The organism is Nonomuraea sp. NPDC050783, assembly GCF_040802095.1.
GTDB lineage: Bacteria > Actinomycetota > Actinomycetes > Streptosporangiales > Streptosporangiaceae > Nonomuraea.
This window is the reverse complement of record NZ_JBFAHK010000031.1, coordinates 21,705-35,500: the sequence shown is the minus strand read 5'-3', so window position 1 is coordinate 35,500 and position 13,796 is coordinate 21,705. Positions and strand designations below refer to the sequence as shown.

The 13,796-nt window shown below is 73.8% G+C and carries 13 protein-coding genes; 8 read left to right on the top strand and 5 right to left on the bottom strand.

The window, feature by feature from the left end; all coding sequences use genetic code 11:
* Nucleotides 1-153 precede the first annotated feature (153 nt).
* Entirely contained in the window at nt 154-2,268 is a 2,115-nt protein-coding gene (locus tag AB0H75_RS44680) for a molybdopterin-dependent oxidoreductase (protein ID WP_367807075.1), read from the top strand.
* Nucleotides 2,269-2,947: 679 nt separating this feature from the next.
* Complete coding sequence (locus AB0H75_RS44675; protein ID WP_367807073.1) at nt 2,948-3,349, top strand: DUF6009 family protein; 402 nt, start codon at nt 2,948-2,950, stop codon at nt 3,347-3,349.
* Here the strand turns inward: AB0H75_RS44675 and AB0H75_RS44670 are convergent.
* Nucleotides 3,330-3,920 (bottom strand): TetR family transcriptional regulator, encoded by a 591-nt coding sequence (locus tag AB0H75_RS44670; RefSeq protein ID WP_367807071.1) that lies wholly within the window; start codon nt 3,918-3,920, stop codon nt 3,330-3,332. The two genes, AB0H75_RS44675 and AB0H75_RS44670, sit on opposite strands and share 20 nt — an antisense overlap.
* Nucleotides 3,921-4,018: 98 nt before the next feature.
* Between AB0H75_RS44670 and AB0H75_RS44665 the strand changes: the two genes are divergently transcribed.
* Nucleotides 4,019-5,176: an FAD-dependent oxidoreductase gene (locus tag AB0H75_RS44665; protein ID WP_367807069.1), complete on the top strand. Its 1,158-nt coding sequence runs from the start codon at nt 4,019-4,021 to the stop codon at nt 5,174-5,176.
* 94 nt (nt 5,177-5,270) lie between these two features.
* On the opposite strand, the gene AB0H75_RS44660 is transcribed toward AB0H75_RS44665, so the two are convergent.
* Complete coding sequence (locus tag AB0H75_RS44660; RefSeq protein ID WP_367807067.1) at nt 5,271-5,951, bottom strand: alpha-ketoglutarate-dependent dioxygenase AlkB; 681 nt, start codon at nt 5,949-5,951, stop codon at nt 5,271-5,273.
* A 255-nt stretch (nt 5,952-6,206) separates the two neighbouring features.
* Here AB0H75_RS44660 and AB0H75_RS44655 point away from each other — a divergent pair, with 255 nt between their 5' ends.
* Nucleotides 6,207-7,049: an isocitrate lyase/phosphoenolpyruvate mutase family protein gene (locus AB0H75_RS44655; RefSeq protein ID WP_367807065.1), complete on the top strand. Its 843-nt coding sequence runs from the start codon at nt 6,207-6,209 to the stop codon at nt 7,047-7,049.
* 27 nt (nt 7,050-7,076) lie between these two features.
* Here AB0H75_RS44655 and AB0H75_RS44650 read toward each other — a convergent pair whose 3' ends face one another.
* Nucleotides 7,077-8,615: a bifunctional transcriptional activator/DNA repair enzyme AdaA gene (locus AB0H75_RS44650; protein WP_367807063.1), complete on the bottom strand. Its 1,539-nt coding sequence runs from the start codon at nt 8,613-8,615 to the stop codon at nt 7,077-7,079.
* Nucleotides 8,616-8,886: 271 nt separating this feature from the next.
* On the opposite strand from AB0H75_RS44650, the gene AB0H75_RS44645 reads away from it, so the two are divergent.
* The 4 genes from AB0H75_RS44645 to AB0H75_RS44630 all read left to right on the top strand — a co-directional run bounded on the left by AB0H75_RS44645 (nt 8,887) and on the right by AB0H75_RS44630 (nt 12,699).
* The gene (locus AB0H75_RS44645) at nt 8,887-10,113 is read left to right on the top strand and encodes a hypothetical protein (RefSeq protein ID WP_367807061.1); all 1,227 of its coding nucleotides are present in this window, start codon (nt 8,887-8,889) and stop codon (nt 10,111-10,113) included.
* Between the two features lie 75 nt (nt 10,114-10,188).
* Nucleotides 10,189-10,887 (top strand): dienelactone hydrolase family protein, encoded by a 699-nt coding sequence (locus AB0H75_RS44640; RefSeq protein ID WP_367807059.1) that lies wholly within the window; start codon nt 10,189-10,191, stop codon nt 10,885-10,887.
* A gap of 153 nt (nt 10,888-11,040) precedes the next feature.
* Nucleotides 11,041-12,063 (top strand): zinc-dependent alcohol dehydrogenase family protein, encoded by a 1,023-nt coding sequence (locus AB0H75_RS44635; RefSeq protein WP_367807057.1) that lies wholly within the window; start codon nt 11,041-11,043, stop codon nt 12,061-12,063.
* A gap of 123 nt (nt 12,064-12,186) precedes the next feature.
* The gene (locus AB0H75_RS44630; protein WP_367807055.1) at nt 12,187-12,699 is read left to right on the top strand and encodes a MarR family winged helix-turn-helix transcriptional regulator; all 513 of its coding nucleotides are present in this window, start codon (nt 12,187-12,189) and stop codon (nt 12,697-12,699) included.
* Nucleotides 12,700-12,775: 76 nt separating this feature from the next.
* Here AB0H75_RS44630 and AB0H75_RS44625 read toward each other — a convergent pair whose 3' ends face one another.
* Together AB0H75_RS44625 and AB0H75_RS44620 are read right to left on the bottom strand one after the other, a co-directional pair.
* Complete coding sequence (locus AB0H75_RS44625; protein ID WP_367807053.1) at nt 12,776-13,300, bottom strand: nitroreductase family deazaflavin-dependent oxidoreductase; 525 nt, start codon at nt 13,298-13,300, stop codon at nt 12,776-12,778.
* Complete coding sequence (locus tag AB0H75_RS44620) at nt 13,297-13,746, bottom strand: hypothetical protein (RefSeq protein ID WP_367807051.1); 450 nt, start codon at nt 13,744-13,746, stop codon at nt 13,297-13,299. Before AB0H75_RS44620 ends, AB0H75_RS44625 begins: the two co-directional genes overlap by 4 nt.
* Nucleotides 13,747-13,796 lie beyond the last annotated feature (50 nt).

Below are 13,796 nucleotides of genomic sequence, written 5' to 3'. Positions count from 1 at the left end.
GGCGCGGCGCGGCGGCCTGCGCGAATAGGTCATGTGACTGGTTGTCGGCTTTGTGGCGATATTGAGCGGGTTCCGCCGCTTACGCTGGCCGCGAGCGCCGCCCCGTACGCGGTCGAGGGCGCGGGCGCTGCCGACGACAAGGAGTCAACGTTCATGGCCGATAGACGAACGCGGCCCGGCGCGTGCAACCTGTGCGAGGCCATGTGCGGGCTGAGCATCACCCTGCGGGACGACCAGATCATCGACATCCGCGGCAACGACCACGACCCCTTCTCCCAGGGGCACATCTGTCCCAAGGCGGTGGCGCTGCAGGACATCCACGACGATCCGGACCGGCTGCGCCTGCCGGTCAGACGCACCCCCTCCGGCTGGCAGCAGATCCCCTGGGACGAGGCCCTCGACGTGGTCGCCTCCGGCCTGGCCGGCATCCGGGCGCGGCACGGCGCCGACGCGGTGGCGGTCCACCTCGGCAACCCGGTCGTGCACAGCCTCGGTGCCCTGACGCACGCACCGGCCTTCGCCCGCCTGCTCGCCAGCCGCAACCGCTTCTCCTCCAACTCCGTCGACGTGCTGCCCAGCCAGTTCGTGTCCTACCTGCTCTACGGCCACCAGTGGCTCATCCCCGTCCCCGACCTCGACCGGACCGGCTACTTCCTCGTCTTCGGCGCCAACCCCGCCGCCTCCAACGGCAGCCTGATGAGCGCGCCCGGCGTCACCCGCCGCATCCGCGAGCTGCGCGCCCGGGGCGGGCGCATGGTGCTGTTCGACCCCCGGCGTACGGAATCGGCGAGGCTGGCCGACGAGCACCACTTCATCCGTCCGGGCACGGACGCCGCGGTGATGCTGGCCATGGTGCGGACGATCGTGGAGGAGGGGCTGGCCCGGCCGCCCGCCTACGTGGACGGCCTGGAAGACGTCCGCGCGGCGGTGGAGGAGTTCACGCCCGAGCGCGTGGCGGCGGTCGCGGGCGTGCCCGCGCGGACGATCGTCGAGATCGCCCGCGCGTTCGCCGCCGCTCCCTCCGCCGCCTGCTACGGGCGCACCGGCGTGTCCACGCAGCGCTTCGGCACGCTGGCCCAATGGGCCATCCAGGTCCTCAACCTGGTGACGGGCAACTTCGACCGTCCCGGCGGCGTCCTGGTCACGCAGCCGGCCGTCGACCTGATCGCCGGCGGGCAGCTCAGCCCCGGCCACTACGGCAAGTGGCACAGCCGCGTGCGCGGCCTGCCGGAGTTCGGCGGGGAGCTGCCGGTGGCGGTGCTGGCGGAGGAGATCCTCACTCCCGGCGAGGGCCAGGTGCGGGGGATGTTCACCGTCTCGGCCAATCCGGTGTTGTCCACTCCGGCGGGTCACGTCCTGGACCGGGCGCTCGGCGAGCTGGACTTCATGGCGTCGGTCGACTTCTACATCAACGAGACGACCCGCCACGCCGACGTGATCCTGCCGCCCACGGACCTGCTCGAACGCGACCACTTCGACCTGTTCTTCTCCCTGTTCACGATCCGGGACGTCGCCCGCTTCACCCCCGCGGTGCTGCCCAAACCCGCCGAGGCCCGGCACGACTGGCAGATCATCAGCGAGCTGGCCAGGCGCTACCAGGAGCACCTTCCACCGCACGAGCGCAGGGACCAGCCCGCGCTGCACCTGACCCCCGAGCAGATCCTCGACCACGGGCTGGCCGCCGGGCCCTACCGGCTGTCCGTGGCCGAGCTGCGCCGCCACCCCGACGGCCTCGACCTCGGCCCGCTGCGCCCCAGCATGCCAGGACGCCTGCGGACCGCCACCCGGCGCGTCGACCTCGCGCCGCCCGTGCTGCTCGCCGAGCTGGCCCGCGCCCGCGCCGAGCTGCTCACCCCGCGCCCGGCCGGCGAGCTGCTGCTCATCGGACGCCGCCACCTGCGCGACAACAACTCCTGGCTGCACAACTCCGCCCGCCTGGTCAAAGGCCGTCCCCGCCATCACCTGCTCATGCACCCGGACGACATGAAGGCCCGCGACCTGGCCCAGGGGGACCTGGTGAGCGTGCGGTCCGGCGCCGGCGGGATCGAGGTCGAGGTGACGGCCAGCGAGGACCTCATGCCCGGCACCGCGAGCCTGCCGCACGGCTACGGCCACGCCCTGGCCCGCGAGACGCTGTCGATCGCCGGTACCCTGCCCGGCGCCAGCGCCAACGACCTCACCGACCCTCAGTACCTCGACCACATCAGCGGCACGGCCGCGCTCAACGGGGTCCCGATCGTCGTCTCCCCCGCGGCCGGCGTCTCCTGAAGGGCGGCAGCGCGCCTTTCCCCTGGCCAGCGACCGAAGCGACCCGGTGTCCTGGTGCGGCGGCCGAGCACGCCCGTCCCTCGGCGATGTTCAGTCGCTGGTGTTGAGTCGCTGGCGTTGAGTCGCTGGCGTTGAGTCGCTGGGTGAAACCGCTGCTCAGGCGAGGGCCGGGGCTGCGGAGAGCGACTGAAGCGACTCTCCCGGCACTATATGAGCTCCCTATGGAGCCGAGCGTTCAGGCGGTCATAGAGGGAGAGCTTAGTCGCTCCAGTCGCTCCGCGGGCGCTGTCTCCGGCCCCCGCCGCGGGCGGGGCCGGCCGCCTCCCGATCCGTTGCTGCGCTGTGCCATGTCCGAGGGCCGGTCGCTTCGGTAGCTGCGGTCGCTCGGCCTCGCGTGCTCAGCCCCGGTCTCAGGGCCGGCAGGGCGGGCTCTCGCCTTCTGGTGCAGGTCACGCTCGGCTTCGTCCGGACGTGAGGCGCCTGGATCTCATAAGATTGACACCAGGCACGCGTTCTGGTCGACGCGGAAGGGCCTCGCGGCTCGTCGACAGGGCGCGCCGCTCGAAGCGACGGAGGATGTAGTGGAGCGATTCATTGCGGACGCGTGCCTCCTGCTTCCCGGCAGGTGCCGTCCAGGCATCGCACTCGGCCCCGGCCCCCAGGGCGAGGAGCCGCGGCGATGAGTTTGATCAACGAAGCGAACCTGGCGCACGAGGTCGAGATCGTCTGGCTGGAGGACATCGACAAGCTCGACTACGTCCGCCAGAGCCTCGACCGGCTGCCCACGCGGCGAGGCAGGCCCGCCTACCACCGCTACGGCCGCATGGTCGGCTACGCCGTCCTGGGGCCGACCGCCAAGGGGACGGTGGCGTCGGGAACGTTCCGCCGCAGGGTCTTCTGGCTCGCCCCGCACGACCGCGACACGCTGCCGGGCGGCGAGTACCACACCGGCGCCCCGCTGGAGTCGGTGGACCCCCGCACCCTCGCGCCACGCCGGCCCGGCCACAAGACCGAGCGCTCCGAAGGCGGCCCGCCCTCCCCCGCCATGGTCGCCCTCGGCATCACGCTTCCCAAGACCTGACGCCACACCTCGCGTCGAGGGCGGCGTCGCCGACCAGGTAGCGCTGGATCGTCGGCCCCACCCAGGCGACGAGCTCCTGCCTGCTCATCGCCTTCACCGGCGGGAACTCCAGCACGAACCGGCACAGGGCCACCCCCAGGATCTGGCTCGACGCCAGGCCGGCGCGCTTCTCCGCCTCCGACGCGTCACCGGTGAACGCGGCCGCGACGGGGACGAGTTGCGTGACGAAGATGGAGCGCATGCGCTCGGCCACGGACGCGTGGGTGCACCCCGTGCGCAGCAGGATCTGCAGCGTCTCGTCCCCCTCCCAGCGGCTCAGGAACGCCTCGACGAGCGCGCTGCCCACCTCGCCCCTGGGGACGGTCAGAGGGTCCGGCAGGGCCAGGTCCACCTCGCAGGCCGCCGCGAACAGGCGCTCCTTGCTGCCGAAGTACCGCATGACCATCGACGGGTCGATGCCCGCGTCGGCGGCGATGGCCCTGACCGTGGCGCGTTCGTAGCCGTCCGCGGCGAACCTCTCGCGGGCGGCGGCCAGGATGAGCGACTTGGATGCGGCCGATGACCTTCTCATGTCCACAAGTGTAGGCCAACAAGCGTTGACGTTCGAGGGCGGCGAGCGTACGGTGAGTCGCGGCAGTATGCCAACAACTGTTGACCAGAGGAGGAGCCGTGGAGAGCGCGGACGTCCTGATCGTCGGAGCCGGCCCCGTCGGCCTGACCGCGGCCATCGTGCTGAAGCAGCTCGGCCACGACGTGACCATCGTGGACGCGCAGGCCGAAGGCGCCAACACCTCCCGCGCGGCCGTCGTGCACGCGCACACGGTGGAGCTGCTCGAACGTTACGGCGTGGCCGCGCCCCTGGCCGAGCGCGGTGTCCACACTCCGGTGTTCGCCATCCGCGACCGGGACCGGCTCCTGATCCCCGTGCCCTTCGGCGCCCTGCCCAGCCCCTACCCGTACACGCTGATGATCTCCCAGGCCGACACCGAGGCGCTGCTGCTGGCCCGCTTCAAGGAGCTCGGCGGCGAGGTGACGCGTCCCCTTGCCCTGACCGGGGTGAAGCAGGACCGCGAGGGCGTCACCGCCACGTTCGGGGAGGGGCCGGAGATCCGCGCCGGCTACCTGATCGGCGCGGACGGCATTCACAGCACGGTACGCGAGCAGGCCGGCATCGGCTTCAGCGGCGGGACCTACGCCGAGTCGTTCACGCTGGCCGATGTGCGGCTCAGCGGCGGCGTTCCCCGGAACGAGGTCATCCTCTACTTCTCGCCCGCGGGACTGGTCGTCGTCGCCCCTCTCCCCGGCGGCCTGCACCGCATCGTGGCGACGGTGGACGAGGCGCCCCGCGAACCGGACGTCGCGTTCGTCCAGGGGTTGCTCGCCTCGCGCGGCCCCGAGGCCGAGCCCGCCGTCGTGCACGAGGTGGTCTGGGGGTCACGGTTCCGCGTGCACCATCGCATCGCCGACTCCTTCCGTGACGGGCGGATCTTCATAGCAGGCGACGCCGCCCACGTGCACTCCCCCGCCGGCGGCCAGGGCATGAATCTCGGCATCGAGGACGCCGTCACCATCGGCGAGCTGCTCGGCCGCGTCCTCGACGGCGCGCCGGCCGGCCTCCTCGACACCTACGCGGACCTCCGGCGTCCGGTCGCCCAGAAGGTCGTCGCCCTGGCCGGCAGGCTCACCGCGCTGGCCACCGTGGGCTCCACCCGGCGCCCCGTGCGCAACCTCGTGCTCGGCCTGGCCGGCAAGCTGCCGCCCGTCCGCCGCCGGCTGGCCTGGCAACTGTCCGGCCTGGACCGCCGCCGGTTCGTGCCCGGGCGCTGAGCGGGGCACGCCGTCCCCCGGACGTGCCCCGCCCTCCCCCGAACGTGCCCCCCGTCCCCGGCGGCCGTGGTCCGTGCTCGCCGCCGGACGTGTGTCATCCGCGCGTGGCCTGGAGGCGGCTGGAGAAGTTGACGCTGACGCGCGGGCCGGCGGGCGCGCTCTGCTTGGGCACGCAGTGCCGCCAGTCGAGCTGGCAGCGGCCGCCCATCACCACCAGGTCGCCGGAGGCCGGGACCAGGGTCACGCTGGGCCCTCCGGTGCGCGGCTTGAGCAGGAACCGGCGGGTGACGCCGAGGCTCAGCACCGGGACCACGCACTCCTCGCGCCGGCAGGTGCGCCAGTCGCCGTGCCAGCCGGTGCTGTCGCGATGGTCGCGGTACAGGTTCAGCCACAGCCCGTCGTACGGCACCCCGTAATGCTCGGACAGCGCTGCGGTGATCGTCACGAGCATGGGCTCGGGAACGGCGGCGAGGTCGGTGTACTCGGCCGTGAGCCGGGGCTCGACGAACTTCTTGTCGAACATCCACCGATCGCGCTGCTCCCATCCGGCGGTCGCGAGCAGCCTGTCGAGCAGGCGGGCGCTGCCGTGCAGCCAGGCAGGCACGTGCTCGACCCAGGAGGTGTCGTCGAGCCGGATGCGGCGCGCACCGCTGAACTCCGGGTCCAGCCGCATCTCCTCCCCGGCCAGCAGATCGAGCTGGCCGTATCCGGGCACGGGCATCGGCACGGGCGTCGGCGCCGGCGTCGGCACGGGCGTCGGAGCTGGCTCGGGCACGTGATCCTCCTCGGTGTCCTCTTCGGGGTCCTCTTCGGGGTCCTCTTCGGGGTCCTCTTCGGGGTCCTCTTCGGGGTCCTCTTCGGGGTCCTCTTCGGGGTCGTGTCCCGGGACATGACATACGCGCCGCCCGCCCCCTGTCCGGCCATATCAGGACACGCGCTCTCCGATGGTCATGTCCGGATCCGGCCAGACAGGTCACCGGCGCGTGGAGGATCCTGTGTTCCGGCCGAACGCCGGAAAGGACACCAGACGATGACGACCTCCACCCTCGCCGCCCGGGCGGCTCGCTTCCGCGCCCTGCACAGCGAGGCGCCGCTCGTGTTGCCCAACGCCTGGGACGCGGCCTCCGCCGTGCTCATCGAGGCCGCGGGCGCCCCCGCCGTCGCCACGACGAGCGCAGGTGTCTCCTGGGCGCACGGCGTCACCGACGCCCACGGGCTCGACCGGGAACGCATGATCGCGGCGGTGGCGCGCATCGTGGCGGCCGTGACCGTGCCCGTGACCGCCGACATCGAGGGCGGGTACGGCCCCGCTCCGGCCGACGTGGCCGACACCGTGCGCGGCGTGCTGGAGGCCGGCGCGGTCGGCGTCAACCTGGAGGACTCCCCCGGGCCGTCAGGAGCCGTGCTGCACTCCCCCGCCGACCAGGCCCGCCGGATCGCCGCGGCGCGGGCGGCAGCCGAGTCCGCCGGTGCCGACCTGTTCGTCAACGCCCGCACCGACGTCTACCTGTTCGGCGCCGTGCCGGAGGAGGAACGGCCGGCCGAGGTCGAGAGGCGGGCCCGCGTCTACGCCGACGCCGGCGCGGACGGCCTGTTCGTGCCGGGCCTGCTCGACCTGGACGCCATCACGCGGCTGGCGAAGGGGCCGCTGCCGCTGAACGTCATGGCCGGCCCCGGCGCGCCCCCGGTGGCCGACCTGGTGGCGGCCGGGGTGGCCCGGGTGAGCGTCGGCGCCGCGATCGCCGAGGCCGCCTACGCGTGCGCGGCGCGGGCCGCCGCCGAGCTGCTGGCGGACGGCACGTACGGGGCGCTCGCGTACGCGCCCGGCCACGGCTCGCTCAACGCCATGCTCGGCAAGCGCATCACCACCTGAACCGGCGCCTGTCGCGCGGTGCACGGCTCACAAGGTGTCGCCGTACACCATCAGGTGGACGGCGGCGAGGGCCTGCCAGGGCCGCCAGCGGGTCGCGGCCGCGTCGAGGTCGAGCCCGAGATCGTCCAGCGCGGCCCTGAGCGCGGGATCCCCGGAAGGGAACGCCCCGGGGTGCCCGAGCCGGAGAGCCAGCGCGTGGGCCAGCCCGGGATCGGCGTGGGGCAGGGTAGCGGCCGGCGCGCCGGCGCCGGCGCCGTGGTCGAGCAGCGCGTGCCACTCGTTCCCGAGGCCGCCCGCCGAACGCCCGTTCCCGGCGTCGCCCGCCGAACGCCCGTTCCCGGCGTCGCCCGCCAGCCTCCCGATGGCGATCTCGCCCGCCAACCTCCCGTTCGCGACGTCGCCCGCCAACCGCCCGTTCGCGACGTCGCCCGCCAACCGCCCGATGGCGTCCGCCTCGTCGCCGGTGAGCCGTTCCCGATCCCCGGTCGCCCCCGCCCCGTCCACCAGTCCCGCGCGGGCGAGCGCGTCCGGGGTCAGGGCGGCGGGCGCGGGGAAGGTGTGGGTGAGGCCGCCGGGCAGGCCCGGGACGAAGGTGCCGAGAGCGGTCACGATCGCCCGCATCAGAGCCGAGGTCGCCCGCGGGCCGCGGTCCCGCTCCACCACCGCCCGAACCCCCACCTCCAGGACGCTCCACGCGCCCGGCACCGGCAGCCCCGGCCGGGCGCTCACCAGCGGCCCCAGCACCGCGTCCGCGGACAGCAGGGCCGCCCCCGCCCGGTGGTCGAGGTCCACGCCGAGCATCCGCCCCGCCCGCCCCACCACGTGGATGAGCCCCTCCCAGTACGGCAGGTGCGCCCGCAGCAGCAGGAACCCGTCCCCGCCCGGCGACACCTCCAGCACCCCCGGCGCCCCCTCCACGGTGACCGCCCGCCGGTAGGTGTCGCCGTCCGCCTCCTCCACGCCCGGCACGGCCCGGGCCGCGAGGAAGGCGCGCACCGCGTCCCAGTCGTAGCCCGGCGCGCAGGGCAGCCGCAGCAGCAGCCCGCCGTCGGCGGCCAGCCGGTCCGCGCGGTGCCGCCGGGCGCGCAGGTCGCTGGGCGCGGCGTGGAAGATCTCCCGCATGGTGCGGTTGAACTGCCGCAGGCTGCCGAACCCGGAGGCGAACGCCACGTCGAGCACCGTCAGGTCGGTGTCGTCGAGCAGCCGTCGGGCGAAGTGCGCCCGCCGCGAGCGCGCCAGTTGGTCGGGGGTCGCGCCCAGGTGCCGCAGGAACAGCCGGCGCACGTGGCGCGGCGACAGGCCGACCCGCTCGGCCAGGTCGGCCTCGGTCCCGCCGTCCAGCGCCCCGTCGATGATCAGTTGCCAGACCCGGCAGACCAACTCGGGCGCCCCGGCGGCGAGCGGCGCGGCCACGCGGTAGGGACGGCAGCGCAGGCACGCCCGGAACCCCGCGGCCTCGGCCGCCGCCGGCTGCTCGTACGTGCGGGTGTTCTCGATCAGCGGCCTGGCGCCGCAGCCCGGCCGGCAGTAGATGCCGGTGGTGACGACGGCCGAGTACGTGGTCATGATCCGAGCTGGACGTCGGGCGCGGCGTGGCCCCGCGGGCTCCGGATCGAGCCGCGTCCCCTCCCCGCCGGCGGGTCGAGCCGCCCTGTTCCGGGCACGTGATCCTCCTCGGTGCCTCTCTGAGGTCGTGTCCTTCGACATGACACCGCAGTTGCCCGCAGCTTGTCTGGACATATCAGGACACGCGCAACCGTACGCCCCTGGCGCACGCCCGGCGGCCGAGGGCTTAATTCGTTCGCCGGCCGGGGAGGCGGTCGCTAGGGTCGGGCCGATGGATGCCGATCGTCTGCCGTTGCTCTGGCTGTCGGGCCCCTCAGGGGTCGGGAAGTCCTCGGTGGGCTGGGAGATCTTCACGCGGCTGAGCCGCGGTGGTGTCAACGCGGCGTTCGTCGACGGCGACCAGATCAGCCTCTGCCATCCCCCGCCGGAGGGCGGCACCCATCGGCTCCGGGCGCGCAACCTTGCCGCCCTGTGGGCGAACTTCCGGCGGGAAGGCATGCAGTGCCTGGTCCTCGCCGGTTTCGTGGACACTCCGGAGGAGGTCCGCGAGTACACCGGGCTTCTTCCCGACGCCGCGTTCTCGTTGTGCCGGTTGCGGGTCTCCGGCGCCGAGCTGAGGGAGCGGTTCCTGGCGCGAGGGTGGCGCCCGGATCTGGTCGAGGAGGCCGTGGCCCAGGCGGAGTCGCTCGACGCCAGCCGCTACGCCGATGTGTGCGTGGACACCGACGGCCTGACGGTGCCCGAGGTGGCCCGCTCGGTGCGCGAGCGGGCCGGCGGATGGCCGGGAGCCCGCCCCGCCGCGCCCCCTCCCGGTCCCGCTGACCGGCGTGCCCACTCGCCGGCCTCGCGAGGCGATGCCGTCCCCGCCGCCGCGGAGAAGGTTCCCCTGCTGTGGTTCTCGGGCGCGACGGCGGTCGGGAAGTCGACGATCGGCTACGAGGTCTTCAGGCACGTCTACCGCACCGGCGCGCGAGCCGCCTACGTCGACGTGAAGCAGATCGCCGCCATGCGCACCCCCACGGACGGCGCTGCGGGCCGGCACCGCCTCAAGGCAGGCAACCTCGCGGCCCTCTGGGCCGGGTACCGCGCGGCCGGGGCGACGTACCTGATCGTCTCCGGGGAGGCCGACTCCGACGAGGTCGTCCGCCGTTACGCCGATCTGCTTCCTGGCACGGCGCTGACGGTGTGCCGCCTGCACGCCTCCCCGGCCACGCTGTACGAGCGCGTCGTCCGGCGCGGCCAGGGAGGCGGCCCGGCGATGCCGGGCGACGCGTTGCAGGGCCTCGGCCAGGACGCCCTGCGCCGCGTCGCCGAGCGGGCGGCGGACGAGGCCGAGACCCTCCACCGCGCCGGAGCAGGCGACCTGCGCATCGACACCGACGGCCGGCCGGCCGGCGAGCTGGCGGCGGAAGTGATGTCCCGCCTCGACCCGGCCCGGGTGCGGTCGCGTGGCGTCGTGCCAGGGGTCGCCGCGCCGGTGCCGCCGCAGGTCGTGTGACGGATGCGGAAAGCGTTCCCGCGTGTGATCGTTGATGGTGGACCATTCCCTCGCGAACAAGTGGCAGGCACGCATATGCATACCGAGACCGTGCACGTGGACGGCGGCGCGTTCGAGATGCCCGTCTGGACGCCGGCGAAGGGCACCGGCCCGGGGCTGCTGGTGATCCAGGAGATCTTCGGCGTCGGGCCCTACATCCGCGCCGTCGCCGCGGCCCTGGCCGACCTCGGCTACGTCGTCGGGGCGCCGGACCTGTTCTGGCGCCTGCACCCCCACTGGGCCGCCGGGCACGACGACGAGGGCCTGGCCGCGTCGATCGACCTGGGCAGCAGGTTCGACTTCGACACCGGGGTGAAGGACTGCGTCGCCGCGCTCGGCAGGCTCGCCGCGCTGCCGCAGGTCACCGGCGGCACCGGCGTCCTCGGCTTCTGCCTGGGCGGGTCGCTCGCCCACGTCGTGGCGGCCGTCGCCGAGCCCGCCGTGGCGGTGTCCTTCTACGGCTCCGCGGTGCCCGAGCTCGTCCATCTCCTCGACTCGATCGACTGTCCCACGCAGTACCACTTCGGCGGCAGCGACCCTTACATCCCCCGGGACCAGATCGCCGTCGTGGAGCGGGCGGTCGCGGGGCGCCCGCTCGTCGAGCTGCACGTCCAGGAGGAGGCGGGGCACGCCTTCCACAACTTCGAGGCGCCCCGGTTCCACGATCCGCGGGCCGCCGACGCCGCGTGGGGCCTCACCGTCGACTTCCTCCGCAGGCACCTTCCTGCCGGGTAGCCGACCGTCGTCGTCGGCGTCCGGCGCCGGGCAGGCGCCGGGCAGGCAAAACAACGTCCTGGAGAGGGTCATCTTCTCGGGAGGTGAGGACCGTCGGGCCCGTTCCCGGTAACAGGGCGCCGGAGAGCACACCTGCCGAAGGAGTCACCACCCATGCGTGGAGCAGTTCTGTACGCCCCGGGCGACGTCCGCGTCGAGGACCGCCAGGACCCGCGGATCATCGAGCCGACCGACGCGATCATCCGCCTGTCGGCCACCTGCATCTGCGGCTCCGACCTGTGGCCCTACCGGGGCGTCGACCGGCCCGACGGGCCGATGCCGATGGGCCACGAGTACGTCGGCACCGTGGAGGAGGTCGGCGACCAGGTCACCACGCTCCGGCCGGGCCAGTTCGTGGTCGGCTCCTTCTGGGCCTCCGACAACACCTGCGAGATCTGCCGGTCCGGCTACCAGAGCGGCTGCGTGAACCGGGTGCTGATGGGCACCGTCGGCACCCAGTCTCAGCTCGCGCGCGTCCCGCTGGCCGACGGCACCCTGGTGGCCACCCCGGGCACGCCGGACGCGGACCTGGTGCCCAGCCTGCTGGCCGCCTCCGACGTGCTGGGCACCGGCTGGTTCGCCGCCGTCGCCGCCGACGCCGGGCCGGGCAGGACCGTCGCCGTCGTCGGGGACGGCGCGGTCGGCCTGTGCGGCGTGCTGGCCGCCAGGCAGCTCGGCGCCGAGCGCGTCATCGCCGTCAGCCGCCACGCGCCCCGCCAGGAGCTGGCCCGCCACTTCGGTGCCACCGACATCGTCACCGAGCGCGGCGACGCCGGCGTGGAGAGGATCAAGGAGCTGACGAACGGGCTCGGCGCGCACAGCGTCATCGAGGCGGTCGGCACCCAGGAGTCGATGGTGCAGGCCATCCGCTCCACCCGGCCCGGCGGGCACGTCGGCTTCGTCGGAGTCTCCCACGACGTCACGCTGCCCGGCGACCTGCTGTTCGACTCCCTCGTGCACCTGCACGGCGGGCCCGCCCCGGTGCGCCAGTACCTGCCGGAGCTGATCGAGCTGATCTGCGCGCGCGCCATCGACCCGGGCAGGGTCTTCGACCTGACCCTGCCGCTGGAGGAGGCGGCCGAGGGCTACCGGGCGATGGACGAACGCCGCGCGATCAAGGTCCTCCTCCAGCCCTGACGGCCGCCGCCTCCGTGCCGGCTCCGCGCCACCCTCGGGGTTCTCCTCTGATAGCTTCTGAAGGGAAGCTTCTTCGTATGGGATTCATCTTTTCCGGTGAAGATACAGAGGGATGAGGGATTCGTGCCGACGCCACAGGGACAACCGGACGCCAGCCGGGCCTACCGCCGCTACCTGAGCGCGGTGATGCTGCACGGCCACGCCAGCGCCAAGGCCTGCGACCTGGGCGCGACCGACCTGTACGCGCTGAACATCCTGGAGCTGTGCGGCGCGATGACCCCGGGCGAGCTGGGCGCGCGCGCCGGGCTGACCACCGGGCCGACCACCCGGCTCATCGACCGGCTGGAGCGGGCGGGCTACGTCCGCCGCGTCCCCGCCGCCGACGACCGGCGCAAGGTGATCGTCGAGCCGGTCGGCAGGCCGGCCCGGCTCGACCAGGTCATGGCCCCCGCCCGGCAGAAGGTCGGCGAGATCCTGGCCGGTTACTCGGCCGAACAGCTCGACGTCCTCTTCGACTACTTCGGCCGCGCCGCCCGCGCCTACCAGGAGGCCGCCGAGCTCCTGCGGTCCCACGCCGGGACGGAGGACACCGCACCGCCCGGCGGCGGGCCCCCGGCCGCACCGGTCCGCCCGTGACCGGCCGGTCCCCGCGCCGGCGTGGCTCCTGGCAGGCGCAAGGCGTGCCGCCGCGCGGGAACCGGACCCCGCCTCCTCACGCGGGGCGCTCGCGGATCCGGAAGACGGGGTGACGGGGCGCGATCCGGCGGAGCTCCGCCGGGGAGGCCGCCGGTCCCACCCTCAGGTGCGGCCGCGCACCCGGCGCGGCGGTGAGATAACGGCGCAGGATCTCGGCGCGGTGCTCGACCGGGACCTCCTCCAGCAGGATCGGGGTCTCCCGGCCCACGCGGCGGAGCGTGGCCCTGCCGCCCGCGGCCCGGACGTTGCGCACCCAGTTCGCCTCCGGCCCGAGCATCGACACGAGAAACTCGGCGTCGCGAAGGGCCGTGACGACGACCGGGACCGACGTGGTGTCCCCGCTGCGGCGTCCCGCCACCTTCAGCACGGCGCCGTGGCGCGGTGACAGCCGCCGGGACCCGTACGTCAGCACGTCGAGCTGGTTGATCAGCCGCATGGCCGCGCCCGGCCGGCTGCCCGGGTACATCGCGCGCTTGAGCGCCGCGAGACCACGGGTGACGACCCCGCTGACGCCCCGGACCCCCACCGGGCCGCCGGTCATGACGCCCTTCTCCACAGCACGACCGCGGCGAGGCCGGGAACGCATGGGAGGACCAGCAGCCAGCCCAGCAGTGGCGCGAGACCGACGTCGCCGGAGGTGTCCTGGACGGTCAGCGCGGCGACCGCGACGCAGATCGCGCTCGCGAGCAGCCCGGCCGCCGCCCAGAAGGCCCGGCGCCCGCCGGCTCGGGCCGCCCGGATCACGCCGAGCCAGCCGAGGAGCCCCAGCACTCCGATGGTGGCCAGGATGGCGAGATACGTGGCGACAGCGGCGTCGATCGCGTCCGGCCCGTAGCCCGGGTAGCCGGCCGCGATGTGGTCCGCCAGGACGGTCGTGGTGACCCGGTCGACGAACGGGAAGACGGCGGCGATCACGGTGAGCGCGGTCCCCAGGTACATCATCGCCAGGGAGGCCCGGATACGTGATCTCTGCTGGGGGATCGTCATGGCCTACATCCTTCGAGTGAGCGAGCCGGTGTTCTGACAGTGACTTTCTC

Coding starts and splice junctions, on each gene's coding strand:
- AB0H75_RS44670 (WP_367807071.1), bottom strand. CDS start 3,920: ATGAGAAGGTCATCGGCCGCATCCAAGTCGCTCATCCTGGCCGCCGCC.
- AB0H75_RS44680 (WP_367807075.1), top strand. CDS start 154: ATGGCCGATAGACGAACGCGGCCCGGCGCGTGCAACCTGTGCGAGGCC.
- AB0H75_RS44635 (WP_367807057.1), top strand. CDS start 11,041: ATGCGTGGAGCAGTTCTGTACGCCCCGGGCGACGTCCGCGTCGAGGAC.
- AB0H75_RS44650 (WP_367807063.1), bottom strand. CDS start 8,615: ATGACCACGTACTCGGCCGTCGTCACCACCGGCATCTACTGCCGGCCG.
- AB0H75_RS44675 (WP_367807073.1), top strand. CDS start 2,948: ATGAGTTTGATCAACGAAGCGAACCTGGCGCACGAGGTCGAGATCGTC.
- AB0H75_RS44625 (WP_367807053.1), bottom strand. CDS start 13,300: ATGACCGGCGGCCCGGTGGGGGTCCGGGGCGTCAGCGGGGTCGTCACC.
- AB0H75_RS44640 (WP_367807059.1), top strand. CDS start 10,189: ATGCATACCGAGACCGTGCACGTGGACGGCGGCGCGTTCGAGATGCCC.
- AB0H75_RS44645 (WP_367807061.1), top strand. CDS start 8,887: ATGGATGCCGATCGTCTGCCGTTGCTCTGGCTGTCGGGCCCCTCAGGG.
- AB0H75_RS44655 (WP_367807065.1), top strand. CDS start 6,207: ATGACGACCTCCACCCTCGCCGCCCGGGCGGCTCGCTTCCGCGCCCTG.
- AB0H75_RS44620 (WP_367807051.1), bottom strand. CDS start 13,746: ATGACGATCCCCCAGCAGAGATCACGTATCCGGGCCTCCCTGGCGATG.